This is a genomic window from Streptomyces sp. CB01249 (genome assembly GCF_001905735.1).
GTDB lineage: Bacteria > Actinomycetota > Actinomycetes > Streptomycetales > Streptomycetaceae > Streptomyces.
This window is the reverse complement of the sequence record NZ_LISW01000011.1, coordinates 34,382-48,508: the sequence shown is the minus strand read 5'-3', so window position 1 is coordinate 48,508 and position 14,127 is coordinate 34,382. Positions and strand designations below refer to the sequence as shown.

Below are 14,127 nucleotides of genomic sequence, written 5' to 3'. Positions count from 1 at the left end.
GGCGACCTCGCGGGTTTTCGCTATTTATGAAAATTTTCCGGTTTAAGGCGTTTCCGTTCTTCTTCGTCATAACTTAATGTTTTTATTTAAAATACCCTCTGAAAAGAAAGGAAACGACAGGTGCTGAAAGCGAGCTTTTTGGCCTCTGTCGTTTCCTTTCTCTGTTTTTGTCCGTGGAATGAACAATGGAAGTCAACAAAAAGCAGCTGGCTGACATTTTCGGTGCGAGTATCCGTACCATTCAGAACTGGCAGGAACAGGGAATGCCCGTTCTGCGAGGCGGTGGCAAGGGTAATGAGGTGCTTTATGACTCTGCCGCCGTCATAAAATGGTATGCCGAAAGGGATGCTGAAATTGAGAACGAAAAGCTGCGCCGGGAGGTTGAAGAACTGCGGCAGGCCAGCGAGGCAGATCTCCAGCCAGGAACTATTGAGTACGAACGCCATCGACTTACGCGTGCGCAGGCCGACGCACAGGAACTGAAGAATGCCAGAGACTCCGCTGAAGTGGTGGAAACCGCATTCTGTACTTTCGTGCTGTCGCGGATCGCAGGTGAAATTGCCAGTATTCTCGACGGGCTCCCCCTGTCGGTGCAGCGGCGTTTTCCGGAACTGGAAAACCGACATGTTGATTTCCTGAAACGGGATATCATCAAAGCCATGAACAAAGCAGCCGCGCTGGATGAACTGATACCGGGGTTGCTGAGTGAATATATCGAACAGTCAGGTTAACAGGCTGCGGCATTTTGTCCGCGCCGGGCTTCGCTCACTGTTCAGGCCGGAGCCACAGACCGCCGTTGAATGGGCGGATGCTAATTACTATCTCCCGAAAGAATCCGCATACCAGGAAGGGCGCTGGGAAACACTGCCCTTTCAGCGGGCCATCATGAATGCGATGGGCAGCGACTACATCCGTGAGGTGAATGTGGTGAAGTCTGCCCGTGTCGGTTATTCCAAAATGCTGCTGGGTGTTTATGCCTACTTTATAGAGCATAAGCAGCGCAACACCCTTATCTGGTTGCCGACGGATGGTGATGCCGAGAACTTTATGAAAACCCACGTTGAGCCGACTATTCGTGATATTCCGTCGCTGCTGGCGCTGGCCCCGTGGTATGGCAAAAAGCACCGGGATAACACGCTCACCATGAAGCGTTTCACTAATGGGCGTGGCTTCTGGTGCCTGGGCGGTAAAGCGGCAAAAAACTACCGTGAAAAGTCGGTGGATGTGGCGGGTTATGATGAACTTGCTGCTTTTGATGATGATATTGAACAGGAAGGCTCTCCGACGTTCCTGGGTGACAAGCGTATTGAAGGCTCGGTCTGGCCAAAGTCCATCCGTGGCTCCACGCCAAAAGTGAGAGGCACCTGTCAGATTGAGCGTGCAGCCAGTGAATCCCCGCATTTTATGCGTTTTCATGTTGCCTGCCCGCATTGCGGGGAGGAGCAGTATCTTAAATTTGGCGACAAAGAGACGCCGTTTGGCCTCAAATGGACGCCGGATGACCCCTCCAGCGTGTTTTATCTCTGCGAGCATAATGCCTGCGTCATCCGCCAGCAGGAGCTGGACTTTACTGATGCCCGTTATATCTGCGAAAAGACCGGGATCTGGACCCGTGATGGCATTCTCTGGTTTTCGTCATCCGGTGAAGAGATTGAGCCACCTGACAGTGTGACCTTTCACATCTGGACAGCGTACAGCCCGTTCACCACCTGGGTGCAGATTGTCAAAGACTGGATGAAAACGAAAGGGGATACGGGAAAACGTAAAACCTTCGTAAACACCACGCTCGGTGAGACGTGGGAGGCGAAAATTGGCGAACGTCCGGATGCTGAAGTGATGGCAGAGCGGAAAGAGCATTATTCAGCGCCCGTTCCTGACCGTGTGGCTTACCTGACCGCCGGTATCGACTCCCAGCTGGACCGCTACGAAATGCGCGTATGGGGATGGGGGCCGGGTGAGGAAAGCTGGCTGATTGACCGGCAGATTATTATGGGCCGCCACGACGATGAACAGACGCTGCTGCGTGTGGATGAGGCCATCAATAAAACCTATACCCGCCGGAATGGTGCAGAAATGTCGATATCCCGTATCTGCTGGGATACTGGCGGGATTGACCCGACCATTGTGTATGAACGCTCGAAAAAACATGGGCTGTTCCGGGTGATCCCCATTAAAGGGGCATCCGTCTACGGAAAGCCGGTGGCCAGCATGCCACGTAAGCGAAACAAAAACGGGGTTTACCTTACCGAAATCGGTACGGATACCGCGAAAGAGCAGATTTATAACCGCTTCACACTGACGCCGGAAGGGGATGAACCGCTTCCCGGTGCCGTTCACTTCCCGAATAACCCGGATATTTTTGATCTGACCGAAGCGCAGCAGCTGACTGCTGAAGAGCAGGTCGAAAAATGGGTGGATGGCAGGAAAAAAATACTGTGGGACAGCAAAAAGCGACGCAATGAGGCACTCGACTGCTTCGTTTATGCGCTGGCGGCGCTGCGCATCAGTATTTCCCGCTGGCAGCTGGATCTCAGTGCGCTGCTGGCGAGCCTGCAGGAAGAGGATGGTGCAGCAACCAACAAGAAAACACTGGCAGATTACGCCCGTGCCTTATCCGGAGAGGATGAATGACGCGACAGGAAGAACTTGCCGCTGCCCGTGCGGCACTGCATGACCTGATGACAGGTAAACGGGTGGCAACAGTACAGAAAGACGGACGAAGGGTGGAGTTTACGGCCACTTCCGTGTCTGACCTGAAAAAATATATTGCAGAGCTGGAAGTGCAGACCGGCATGACACAGCGACGCAGGGGACCTGCAGGATTTTATGTATGAAAACGCCCACCATTCCCACCCTTCTGGGGCCGGACGGCATGACATCGCTGCGCGAATATGCCGGTTATCACGGCGGTGGCAGCGGATTTGGAGGGCAGTTGCGGTCGTGGAACCCACCGAGTGAAAGTGTGGATGCAGCCCTGTTGCCCAACTTTACCCGTGGCAATGCCCGCGCAGACGATCTGGTACGCAATAACGGCTATGCCGCCAACGCCATCCAGCTGCATCAGGATCATATCGTCGGGTCTTTTTTCCGGCTCAGTCATCGCCCAAGCTGGCGCTATCTGGGCATCGGGGAGGAAGAAGCCCGTGCCTTTTCCCGCGAGGTTGAAGCGGCATGGAAAGAGTTTGCCGAGGATGACTGCTGCTGCATTGACGTTGAGCGAAAACGCACGTTTACCATGATGATTCGGGAAGGTGTGGCCATGCACGCCTTTAACGGTGAACTGTTCGTTCAGGCCACCTGGGATACCAGTTCGTCGCGGCTTTTCCGGACACAGTTCCGGATGGTCAGCCCGAAGCGCATCAGCAACCCGAACAATACCGGCGACAGCCGGAACTGCCGTGCCGGTGTGCAGATTAATGACAGCGGTGCGGCGCTGGGATATTACGTCAGCGAGGACGGGTATCCTGGCTGGATGCCGCAGAAATGGACATGGATACCCCGTGAGTTACCCGGCGGGCGCGCCTCGTTCATTCACGTTTTTGAACCCGTGGAGGACGGGCAGACTCGCGGTGCAAATGTGTTTTACAGCGTGATGGAGCAGATGAAGATGCTCGACACGCTGCAGAACACGCAGCTGCAGAGCGCCATTGTGAAGGCGATGTATGCCGCCACCATTGAGAGTGAGCTGGATACGCAGTCAGCGATGGATTTTATTCTGGGCGCGAACAGTCAGGAGCAGCGGGAAAGGCTGACCGGCTGGATTGGTGAAATTGCCGCGTATTACGCCGCAGCGCCGGTCCGGCTGGGAGGCGCAAAAGTACCGCACCTGATGCCGGGTGACTCACTGAACCTGCAGACGGCTCAGGATACGGATAACGGCTACTCCGTGTTTGAGCAGTCACTGCTGCGGTATATCGCTGCCGGGCTGGGTGTCTCGTATGAGCAGCTTTCCCGGAATTACGCCCAGATGAGCTACTCCACGGCACGGGCCAGTGCGAACGAGTCGTGGGCGTACTTTATGGGGCGGCGAAAATTCGTCGCATCCCGTCAGGCGAGCCAGATGTTTCTGTGCTGGCTGGAAGAGGCCATCGTTCGCCGCGTGGTGACGTTACCTTCAAAAGCGCGCTTCAGTTTTCAGGAAGCCCGCAGTGCCTGGGGGAACTGCGACTGGATAGGCTCCGGTCGTATGGCCATCGATGGTCTGAAAGAAGTTCAGGAAGCGGTGATGCTGATAGAAGCCGGACTGAGTACCTACGAGAAAGAGTGCGCAAAACGCGGTGACGACTATCAGGAAATTTTTGCCCAGCAGGTCCGTGAAACGATGGAGCGCCGTGCAGCCGGTCTTAAACCGCCCGCCTGGGCGGCTGCAGCATTTGAATCCGGGCTGCGACAATCAACAGAGGAGGAGAAGAGTGACAGCAGAGCTGCGTAATCTCCCGCATATTGCCAGCATGGCCTTTAATGAGCCGCTGATGCTTGAACCCGCCTATGCGCGGGTTTTCTTTTGTGCGCTTGCAGGCCAGCTTGGGATCAGCAGCCTGACGGATGCGGTGTCCGGCGACAGCCTGACTGCCCAGGAGGCACTCGCGACGCTGGCATTATCCGGTGATGATGACGGACCACGACAGGCCCGCAGTTATCAGGTCATGAACGGCATCGCCGTGCTGCCGGTGTCCGGCACGCTGGTCAGCCGGACGCGGGCGCTGCAGCCGTACTCGGGGATGACCGGTTACAACGGCATTATCGCCCGTCTGCAACAGGCTGCCAGCGATCCGATGGTGGACGGCATTCTGCTCGATATGGACACGCCCGGCGGGATGGTGGCGGGGGCATTTGACTGCGCTGACATCATCGCCCGTGTGCGTGACATAAAACCGGTATGGGCGCTTGCCAACGACATGAACTGCAGTGCAGGTCAGTTGCTTGCCAGTGCCGCCTCCCGGCGTCTGGTCACGCAGACCGCCCGGACAGGCTCCATCGGCGTCATGATGGCTCACAGTAATTACGGTGCTGCGCTGGAGAAACAGGGTGTGGAAATCACGCTGATTTACAGCGGCAGCCATAAGGTGGATGGCAACCCCTACAGCCATCTTCCGGATGACGTCCGGGAGACACTGCAGTCCCGGATGGACGCAACCCGCCAGATGTTTGCGCAGAAGGTGTCGGCATATACCGGCCTGTCCGTGCAGGTTGTGCTGGATACCGAGGCTGCAGTGTACAGCGGTCAGGAGGCCATTGATGCCGGACTGGCTGATGAACTTGTTAACAGCACCGATGCGATCACCGTCATGCGTGATGCACTGGATGCACGTAAATCCCGTCTCTCAGGAGGGCGAATGACCAAAGAGACTCAATCAACAACTGTTTCAGCCACTGCTTCGCAGGCTGACGTTACTGACGTGGTGCCAGCGACGGAGGGCGAGAACGCCAGCGCGGCGCAGCCGGACGTGAACGCGCAGATCACCGCAGCGGTTGCGGCAGAAAACAGCCGCATTATGGGGATCCTCAACTGTGAGGAGGCTCACGGACGCGAAGAACAGGCACGCGTGCTGGCAGAAACCCCCGGTATGACCGTGAAAACGGCCCGCCGCATTCTGGCCGCAGCACCACAGAGTGCACAGGCGCGCAGTGACACTGCGCTGGATCGTCTGATGCAGGGGGCACCGGCACCGCTGGCTGCAGGTAACCCGGCATCTGATGCCGTTAACGATTTGCTGAACACACCAGTGTAAGGGATGTTTATGACGAGCAAAGAAACCTTTACCCATTACCAGCCGCAGGGCAACAGTGACCCGGCTCATACCGCAACCGCGCCCGGCGGATTGAGTGCGAAAGCGCCTGCAATGACCCCGCTGATGCTGGACACCTCCAGCCGTAAGCTGGTTGCGTGGGATGGCACCACCGACGGTGCTGCCGTTGGCATTCTTGCGGTTGCTGCTGACCAGACCAGCACCACGCTGACGTTCTACAAGTCCGGCACGTTCCGTTATGAGGATGTGCTCTGGCCGGAGGCTGCCAGCGACGAGACGAAAAAACGGACCGCGTTTGCCGGAACGGCAATCAGCATCGTTTAACTTTACCCTTCATCACTAAAGGCCGCCTGTGCGGCTTTTTTTACGGGATTTTTTTATGTCGATGTACACAACCGCCCAACTGCTGGCGGCAAATGAGCAGAAATTTAAGTTTGATCCGCTGTTTCTGCGTCTCTTTTTCCGTGAGAGCTATCCCTTCACCACGGAGAAAGTCTATCTCTCACAAATTCCGGGACTGGTAAACATGGCGCTGTACGTTTCGCCGATTGTTTCCGGTGAGGTTATCCGTTCCCGTGGCGGCTCCACCTCTGAATTTACGCCGGGATATGTCAAGCCGAAGCATGAAGTGAATCCGCAGATGACCCTGCGTCGCCTGCCGGATGAAGATCCGCAGAATCTGGCGGACCCGGCTTACCGCCGCCGTCGCATCATCATGCAGAACATGCGTGACGAAGAGCTGGCCATTGCTCAGGTCGAAGAGATGCAGGCAGTTTCTGCCGTGCTTAAGGGCAAATACACCATGACCGGTGAAGCCTTCGATCCGGTTGAGGTGGATATGGGCCGCAGTGAGGAGAATAACATCACGCAGTCCGGCGGCACGGAGTGGAGCAAGCGTGACAAGTCCACGTATGACCCGACCGACGATATCGAAGCCTACGCGCTGAACGCCAGCGGTGTGGTGAATATCATCGTGTTCGATCCGAAAGGCTGGGCGCTGTTCCGTTCCTTCAAAGCCGTCAAGGAGAAGCTGGATACCCGTCGTGGCTCTAATTCCGAGCTGGAGACAGCGGTGAAAGACCTGGGCAAAGCGGTGTCCTATAAGGGGATGTATGGCGATGTGGCCATCGTCGTGTATTCCGGACAGTACGTGGAAAACGGCGTCAAAAAGAACTTCCTGCCGGACAACACGATGGTGCTGGGGAACACTCAGGCACGCGGTCTGCGCACCTATGGCTGCATTCAGGATGCGGACGCACAGCGCGAAGGCATTAACGCCTCTGCCCGTTACCCGAAAAACTGGGTGACCACCGGCGATCCGGCGCGTGAGTTCACCATGATTCAGTCAGCACCGCTGATGCTGCTGGCTGACCCTGATGAGTTCGTGTCCGTACAACTGGCGTAATCATGGCCCTTCGGGGCCATTGTTTCTCTGTGGAGGAGTCCATGACGAAAGATGAACTGATTGCCCGTCTCCGCTCGCTGGGTGAACAACTGAACCGTGATGTCAGCCTGACGGGGACGAAAGAAGAACTGGCGCTCCGTGTGGCAGAGCTGAAAGAGGAGCTTGATGACACGGATGAAACTGCCGGTCAGGACACCCCTCTCAGCCGGGAAAATGTGCTGACCGGACATGAAAATGAGGTGGGATCAGCGCAGCCGGATACCGTGATTCTGGATACGTCTGAACTGGTCACGGTCGTGGCACTGGTGAAGCTGCATACTGATGCACTTCACGCCACGCGGGATGAACCTGTGGCATTTGTGCTGCCGGGAACGGCGTTTCGTGTCTCTGCCGGTGTGGCAGCCGAAATGACAGAGCGCGGCCTGGCCAGAATGCAATAACGGGAGGCGCTGTGGCTGATTTCGATAACCTGTTCGATGCTGCCATTGCCCGCGCCGATGAAACGATACGCGGGTACATGGGAACGTCAGCCACCATTACATCCGGTGAGCAGTCAGGTGCGGTGATACGTGGTGTTTTTGATGACCCTGAAAATATCAGCTATGCCGGACAGGGCGTGCGCGTTGAAGGCTCCAGCCCGTCCCTGTTTGTCCGGACTGATGAGGTGCGGCAGCTGCGGCGTGGAGACACGCTGACCATCGGTGAGGAAAATTTCTGGGTAGATCGGGTTTCGCCGGATGATGGCGGAAGTTGTCATCTCTGGCTTGGACGGGGCGTACCGCCTGCCGTTAACCGTCGCCGCTGAAAGGGGGATGTATGGCCATAAAAGGTCTTGAGCAGGCCGTTGAAAACCTCAGCCGTATCAGCAAAACGGCGGTGCCTGGTGCCGCCGCAATGGCCATTAACCGCGTTGCTTCATCCGCGATATCGCAGTCGGCGTCACAGGTTGCCCGTGAGACAAAGGTACGCCGGAAACTGGTAAAGGAAAGGGCCAGGCTGAAAAGGGCCACGGTCAAAAATCCGCAGGCCAGAATCAAAGTTAACCGGGGGGATTTGCCCGTAATCAAGCTGGGTAATGCGCGGGTTGTCCTTTCGCGCCGCAGGCGTCGTAAAAAGGGGCAGCGTTCATCCCTGAAAGGTGGCGGCAGCGTGCTTGTGGTGGGTAACCGTCGTATTCCCGGCGCGTTTATTCAGCAACTGAAAAATGGCCGGTGGCATGTCATGCAGCGTGTGGCTGGGAAAAACCGTTACCCCATTGATGTGGTGAAAATCCCGATGGCGGTGCCGCTGACCACGGCGTTTAAACAAAATATTGAGCGGATACGGCGTGAACGTCTTCCGAAAGAGCTGGGCTATGCGCTGCAGCATCAACTGAGGATGGTAATAAAGCGATGAAACATACTGAACTCCGTGCAGCCGTACTGGATGCACTGGAGAAGCATGACACCGGGGCGACGTTTTTTGATGGTCGCCCCGCTGTTTTTGATGAGGCGGATTTTCCGGCAGTTGCCGTTTATCTCACCGGCGCTGAATACACGGGCGAAGAGCTGGACAGCGATACCTGGCAGGCGGAGCTGCATATCGAAGTTTTCCTGCCTGCTCAGGTGCCGGATTCAGAGCTGGATGCGTGGATGGAGTCCCGGATTTATCCGGTGATGAGCGATATCCCGGCACTGTCAGATTTGATCACCAGTATGGTGGCCAGCGGCTATGACTACCGGCGCGACGATGATGCGGGCTTGTGGAGTTCAGCCGATCTGACTTATGTCATTACCTATGAAATGTGAGGACGCTATGCCTGTACCAAATCCTACAATGCCGGTGAAAGGTGCCGGGACCACCCTGTGGGTTTATAAGGGGAGCGGTGACCCTTACGCGAATCCGCTTTCAGACGTTGACTGGTCGCGTCTGGCAAAAGTTAAAGACCTGACGCCCGGCGAACTGACCGCTGAGTCCTATGACGACAGCTATCTCGATGATGAAGATGCAGACTGGACTGCGACCGGGCAGGGGCAGAAATCTGCCGGAGATACCAGCTTCACGCTGGCGTGGATGCCCGGAGAGCAGGGGCAGCAGGCGCTGCTGGCGTGGTTTAATGAAGGCGATACCCGTGCCTATAAAATCCGCTTCCCGAACGGCACGGTCGATGTGTTCCGTGGCTGGGTCAGCAGTATCGGTAAGGCGGTGACGGCGAAGGAAGTGATCACCCGCACGGTGAAAGTCACCAATGTGGGACGTCCGTCGATGGCAGAAGATCGCAGCACGGTAACAGCGGCAACCGGCATGACCGTGACGCCTGCCAGCACCTCGGTGGTGAAAGGGCAGAGCACCACGCTGACCGTGGCCTTCCAGCCGGAGGGCGTAACCGACAAGAGCTTTCGTGCGGTGTCTGCGGATAAAACAAAAGCCACCGTGTCGGTCAGTGGTATGACCATCACCGTGAACGGCGTTGCTGCAGGCAAGGTCAACATTCCGGTTGTATCCGGTAATGGTGAGTTTGCTGCGGTTGCAGAAATTACCGTCACCGCCAGTTAATCCGGAGAGTCAGCGATGTTCCTGAAAACCGAATCATTTGAACATAACGGTGTGACCGTCACGCTTTCTGAACTGTCAGCCCTGCAGCGCATTGAGCATCTCGCCCTGATGAAACGGCAGGCAGAACAGGCGGAGTCAGACAGCAACCGGAAGTTTACTGTGGAAGACGCCATCAGAACCGGCGCGTTTCTGGTGGCGATGTCCCTGTGGCATAACCATCCGCAGAAGACGCAGATGCCGTCCATGAATGAAGCCGTTAAACAGATTGAGCAGGAAGTGCTTACCACCTGGCCCACGGAGGCAATTTCTCATGCTGAAAACGTGGTGTACCGGCTGTCTGGTATGTATGAGTTTGTGGTGAATAATGCCCCTGAACAGACAGAGGACGCCGGGCCCGCAGAGCCTGTTTCTGCGGGAAAGTGTTCGACGGTGAGCTGAGTTTTGCCCTGAAACTGGCGCGTGAGATGGGGCGACCCGACTGGCGTGCCATGCTTGCCGGGATGTCATCCACGGAGTATGCCGACTGGCACCGCTTTTACAGTACCCATTATTTTCATGATGTTCTGCTGGATATGCACTTTTCCGGGCTGACGTACACCGTGCTCAGCCTGTTTTTCAGCGATCCGGATATGCATCCGCTGGATTTCAGTCTGCTGAACCGGCGCGAGGCTGACGAAGAGCCTGAAGATGATGTGCTGATGCAGAAAGCGGCAGGGCTTGCCGGAGGTGTCCGCTTTGGCCCGGACGGGAATGAAGTTATCCCCGCTTCCCCGGATGTGGCGGACATGACGGAGGATGACGTAATGCTGATGACAGTATCAGAAGGGATCGCAGGAGGAGTCCGGTATGGCTGAACCGGTAGGCGATCTGGTCGTTGATTTGAGTCTGGATGCGGCCAGATTTGACGAGCAGATGGCCAGAGTCAGGCGTCATTTTTCTGGTACGGAAAGTGATGCGAAAAAAACAGCGGCAGTCGTTGAACAGTCGCTGAGCCGACAGGCGCTGGCTGCACAGAAAGCGGGGATTTCCGTCGGGCAGTATAAAGCCGCCATGCGTATGCTGCCTGCACAGTTCACCGACGTGGCCACGCAGCTTGCAGGCGGGCAAAGTCCGTGGCTGATCCTGCTGCAACAGGGGGGGCAGGTGAAGGACTCCTTCGGCGGGATGATCCCCATGTTCAGGGGGCTTGCCGGTGCGATCACCCTGCCGATGGTGGGGGCCACCTCGCTGGCGGTGGCGACCGGTGCGCTGGCGTATGCCTGGTATCAGGGCAACTCAACCCTGTCCGATTTCAACAAAACGCTGGTCCTTTCCGGCAATCAGGCGGGACTGACGGCAGATCGTATGCTGGTCCTGTCCAGAGCCGGGCAGGCGGCAGGGCTGACGTTTAACCAGACCAGCGAGTCACTCAGCGCACTGGTTAAGGCGGGGGTAAGCGGTGAGGCTCAGATTGCGTCCATCAGCCAGAGTGTGGCGCGTTTCTCCTCTGCATCCGGCGTGGAGGTGGACAAGGTCGCTGAAGCCTTCGGGAAGCTGACCACAGACCCGACGTCGGGGCTGACGGCGATGGCTCGCCAGTTCCATAACGTGTCGGCGGAGCAGATTGCGTATGTTGCTCAGTTGCAGCGTTCCGGCGATGAAGCCGGGGCATTGCAGGCGGCGAACGAGGCCGCAACGAAAGGGTTTGATGACCAGACCCGCCGCCTGAAAGAGAACATGGGCACGCTGGAGACCTGGGCAGACAGGACTGCGCGGGCATTCAAATCCATGTGGGATGCGGTGCTGGATATTGGTCGTCCTGATACCGCGCAGGAGATGCTGATTAAGGCAGAGGCTGCGTATAAGAAAGCAGACGACATCTGGAATCTGCGCAAGGATGATTATTTTGTTAACGATGAAGCGCGGGCGCGTTACTGGGATGATCGTGAAAAGGCCCGTCTTGCGCTTGAAGCCGCCCGAAAGAAGGCTGAGCAGCAGACTCAACAGGACAAAAATGCGCAGCAGCAGAGCGATACCGAAGCGTCACGGCTGAAATATACCGAAGAGGCGCAGAAGGCTTACGAACGGCTGCAGACGCCGCTGGAGAAATATACCGCCCGTCAGGAAGAACTGAACAAGGCACTGAAAGACGGGAAAATCCTGCAGGCGGATTACAACACGCTGATGGCGGCGGCGAAAAAGGATTATGAAGCGACGCTGAAAAAGCCGAAACAGTCCAGCGTGAAGGTGTCTGCGGGCGATCGTCAGGAAGACAGTGCTCATGCTGCCCTGCTGACGCTTCAGGCAGAACTCCGGACGCTGGAGAAGCATGCCGGAGCAAATGAGAAAATCAGCCAGCAGCGCCGGGATTTGTGGAAGGCGGAGAGTCAGTTCGCGGTACTGGAGGAGGCGGCGCAACGTCGCCAGCTGTCTGCACAGGAGAAATCCCTGCTGGCGCATAAAGATGAGACGCTGGAGTACAAACGCCAGCTGGCTGCACTTGGCGACAAGGTTACGTATCAGGAGCGCCTGAACGCGCTGGCGCAGCAGGCGGATAAATTCGCACAGCAGCAACGGGCAAAACGGGCCGCCATTGATGCGAAAAGCCGGGGGCTGACTGACCGGCAGGCAGAACGGGAAGCCACGGAACAGCGCCTGAAGGAACAGTATGGCGATAATCCGCTGGCGCTGAATAACGTCATGTCAGAGCAGAAAAAGACCTGGGCGGCTGAAGACCAGCTTCGCGGGAACTGGATGGCAGGCCTGAAGTCCGGCTGGAGTGAGTGGGAAGAGAGCGCCACGGACAGTATGTCGCAGGTAAAAAGTGCAGCCACGCAGACCTTTGATGGTATTGCACAGAATATGGCGGCGATGCTGACCGGCAGTGAGCAGAACTGGCGCAGCTTCACCCGTTCCGTGCTGTCCATGATGACAGAAATTCTGCTTAAGCAGGCAATGGTGGGGATTGTCGGGAGTATCGGCAGCGCCATTGGCGGGGCTGTTGGTGGCGGCGCATCCGCGTCAGGCGGTACAGCCATTCAGGCCGCTGCGGCGAAATTCCATTTTGCAACCGGAGGATTTACGGGAACCGGCGGCAAATATGAGCCAGCGGGGATTGTTCACCGTGGTGAGTTTGTCTTCACGAAGGAGGCAACCAGCCGGATTGGCGTGGGGAATCTTTACCGGCTGATGCGCGGCTATGCCACCGGCGGTTATGTCGGTACACCGGGCAGCATGGCAGACAGCCGGTCGCAGGCGTCCGGGACGTTTGAGCAGAATAACCATGTGGTGATTAACAACGACGGCACGAACGGGCAGATAGGTCCGGCTGCTCTGAAGGCGGTGTATGACATGGCCCGCAAGGGTGCCCGTGATGAAATTCAGACACAGATGCGTGATGGTGGCCTGTTCTCCGGAGGTGGACGATGAAGACCTTCCGCTGGAAAGTGAAACCCGGTATGGATGTGGCTTCGGTCCCTTCTGTAAGAAAGGTGCGCTTTGGTGATGGCTATTCTCAGCGAGCGCCTGCCGGGCTGAATGCCAACCTGAAAACGTACAGCGTGACGCTTTCTGTCCCCCGTGAGGAGGCCACGGTACTGGAGTCGTTTCTGGAAGAGCACGGGGGCTGGAAATCCTTTCTGTGGACGCCGCCTTATGAGTGGCGGCAGATAAAGGTGACCTGCGCAAAATGGTCGTCGCGGGTCAGTATGCTGCGTGTTGAGTTCAGCGCAGAGTTTGAACAGGTGGTGAACTGATGCAGGATATCCGGCAGGAAACACTGAATGAATGCACCCGTGCGGAGCAGTCGGCCAGCGTGGTGCTCTGGGAAATCGACCTGACAGAGGTCGGTGGAGAACGTTATTTTTTCTGTAATGAGCAGAACGAAAAAGGTGAGCCGGTCACCTGGCAGGGGCGACAGTATCAGCCGTATCCCATTCAGGGGAGCGGTTTTGAACTGAATGGCAAAGGCACCAGTACGCGCCCCACGCTGACGGTTTCTAACCTGTACGGTATGGTCACCGGGATGGCGGAAGATATGCAGAGTCTGGTCGGCGGAACGGTGGTCCGGCGTAAGGTTTACGCCCGTTTTCTGGATGCGGTGAACTTCGTCAACGGAAACAGTTACGCCGATCCGGAGCAGGAGGTGATCAGCCGCTGGCGCATTGAGCAGTGCAGCGAACTGAGCGCGGTGAGTGCCTCCTTTGTACTGTCCACGCCGACGGAAACGGATGGCGCTGTTTTTCCGGGACGTATCATGCTGGCCAACACCTGCACCTGGACCTATCGCGGTGACGAGTGCGGTTATAGCGGTCCGGCTGTCGCGGATGAATATGACCAGCCAACGTCCGATATCACGAAGGATAAATGCAGCAAATGCCTGAGCGGTTGTAAGTTCCGCAATAACGTCGGCAACTTTGGCGGCTTCCTTTCCATTAACAAACTTTCGCAGTAAATCCC

At 56.8% G+C, this 14,127-nt stretch carries 17 protein-coding genes; all 17 read left to right on the top strand.

Annotated features, from left to right (window positions below):
- The first annotated feature begins 185 nt into the window (after positions 1-185).
- From AMK18_RS34070 to AMK18_RS33990, 17 genes are read left to right on the top strand one after another with little or no spacing between them, the layout of a single operon-like run.
- On the top strand, positions 186-731 hold the full coding sequence (locus tag AMK18_RS34070; protein ID WP_000453580.1) for a DNA-packaging protein: 546 nt from the start codon (positions 186-188) through the stop codon (positions 729-731).
- Entirely contained in the window at positions 706-2,631 is a 1,926-nt protein-coding gene (locus tag AMK18_RS34065) for a phage terminase large subunit family protein (protein WP_001027292.1), read from the top strand. The genes AMK18_RS34070 and AMK18_RS34065 overlap by 26 nt, the downstream gene beginning before the upstream one ends.
- A complete protein-coding gene (locus AMK18_RS34060; protein ID WP_000198149.1) occupies positions 2,628-2,834 on the top strand; it encodes a phage head-tail joining protein in 207 nt (68 codons plus the stop codon). The genes AMK18_RS34065 and AMK18_RS34060 overlap by 4 nt, the downstream gene beginning before the upstream one ends.
- Positions 2,831-4,432, top strand: a complete 1,602-nt coding sequence (locus AMK18_RS34055) for a phage portal protein (RefSeq protein ID WP_001359455.1) — start codon at positions 2,831-2,833, stop codon at positions 4,430-4,432. The genes AMK18_RS34060 and AMK18_RS34055 overlap by 4 nt, the downstream gene beginning before the upstream one ends.
- Positions 4,413-5,732: a S49 family peptidase gene (locus AMK18_RS34050; protein WP_000123343.1), complete on the top strand. Its 1,320-nt coding sequence runs from the start codon at positions 4,413-4,415 to the stop codon at positions 5,730-5,732. Before AMK18_RS34055 ends, AMK18_RS34050 begins: the two co-directional genes overlap by 20 nt.
- A gap of 9 nt (positions 5,733-5,741) precedes the next feature.
- Positions 5,742-6,074: a head decoration protein gene (locus AMK18_RS34045; protein ID WP_001297109.1), complete on the top strand. Its 333-nt coding sequence runs from the start codon at positions 5,742-5,744 to the stop codon at positions 6,072-6,074.
- 55 nt (positions 6,075-6,129) lie between these two features.
- Positions 6,130-7,155: a major capsid protein gene (locus tag AMK18_RS34040; protein WP_000063280.1), complete on the top strand. Its 1,026-nt coding sequence runs from the start codon at positions 6,130-6,132 to the stop codon at positions 7,153-7,155.
- A gap of 41 nt (positions 7,156-7,196) precedes the next feature.
- Positions 7,197-7,595 carry a DNA-packaging protein FI gene (locus AMK18_RS34035; RefSeq protein ID WP_000158919.1) on the top strand — a complete coding sequence of 133 codons (399 nt, stop codon included), beginning with the start codon at positions 7,197-7,199 and terminating at the stop codon, positions 7,593-7,595.
- 11 nt (positions 7,596-7,606) lie between these two features.
- Positions 7,607-7,960, top strand: a complete 354-nt coding sequence (locus AMK18_RS34030) for a head-tail joining protein (protein ID WP_000752979.1) — start codon at positions 7,607-7,609, stop codon at positions 7,958-7,960.
- Positions 7,961-7,971: 11 nt separating this feature from the next.
- On the top strand, positions 7,972-8,550 hold the full coding sequence (locus AMK18_RS34025; RefSeq protein ID WP_000975070.1) for a phage tail protein: 579 nt from the start codon (positions 7,972-7,974) through the stop codon (positions 8,548-8,550).
- Entirely contained in the window at positions 8,547-8,942 is a 396-nt protein-coding gene (locus AMK18_RS34020; RefSeq protein WP_000683105.1) for a phage minor tail U family protein, read from the top strand. The genes AMK18_RS34025 and AMK18_RS34020 overlap by 4 nt, the downstream gene beginning before the upstream one ends.
- A 28-nt stretch (positions 8,943-8,970) precedes the next feature.
- On the top strand, positions 8,971-9,690 hold the full coding sequence (locus AMK18_RS34015) for a phage tail protein (RefSeq protein WP_001297108.1): 720 nt from the start codon (positions 8,971-8,973) through the stop codon (positions 9,688-9,690).
- A 15-nt stretch (positions 9,691-9,705) separates the two neighbouring features.
- Positions 9,706-10,128, top strand: a complete 423-nt coding sequence (gene gpG, locus AMK18_RS34010) for a phage tail assembly chaperone G (RefSeq protein ID WP_000479153.1) — start codon at positions 9,706-9,708, stop codon at positions 10,126-10,128.
- Positions 10,110-10,544 (top strand): phage tail assembly protein T, encoded by a 435-nt coding sequence (locus AMK18_RS34005; RefSeq protein WP_000459457.1) that lies wholly within the window; start codon positions 10,110-10,112, stop codon positions 10,542-10,544. The genes gpG and AMK18_RS34005 overlap by 19 nt, the downstream gene beginning before the upstream one ends.
- The gene (locus AMK18_RS34000) at positions 10,537-13,098 is read left to right on the top strand and encodes a phage tail tape measure protein (protein ID WP_000840207.1); all 2,562 of its coding nucleotides are present in this window, start codon (positions 10,537-10,539) and stop codon (positions 13,096-13,098) included. Before AMK18_RS34005 ends, AMK18_RS34000 begins: the two co-directional genes overlap by 8 nt.
- A complete protein-coding gene (locus AMK18_RS33995; RefSeq protein WP_000847379.1) occupies positions 13,095-13,424 on the top strand; it encodes a phage tail protein in 330 nt (109 codons plus the stop codon). The genes AMK18_RS34000 and AMK18_RS33995 overlap by 4 nt, the downstream gene beginning before the upstream one ends.
- Positions 13,424-14,122, top strand: a complete 699-nt coding sequence (locus AMK18_RS33990) for a phage minor tail protein L (RefSeq protein WP_001152639.1) — start codon at positions 13,424-13,426, stop codon at positions 14,120-14,122. The genes AMK18_RS33995 and AMK18_RS33990 overlap by 1 nt, the downstream gene beginning before the upstream one ends.
- Positions 14,123-14,127: the final 5 nt, after the last annotated feature.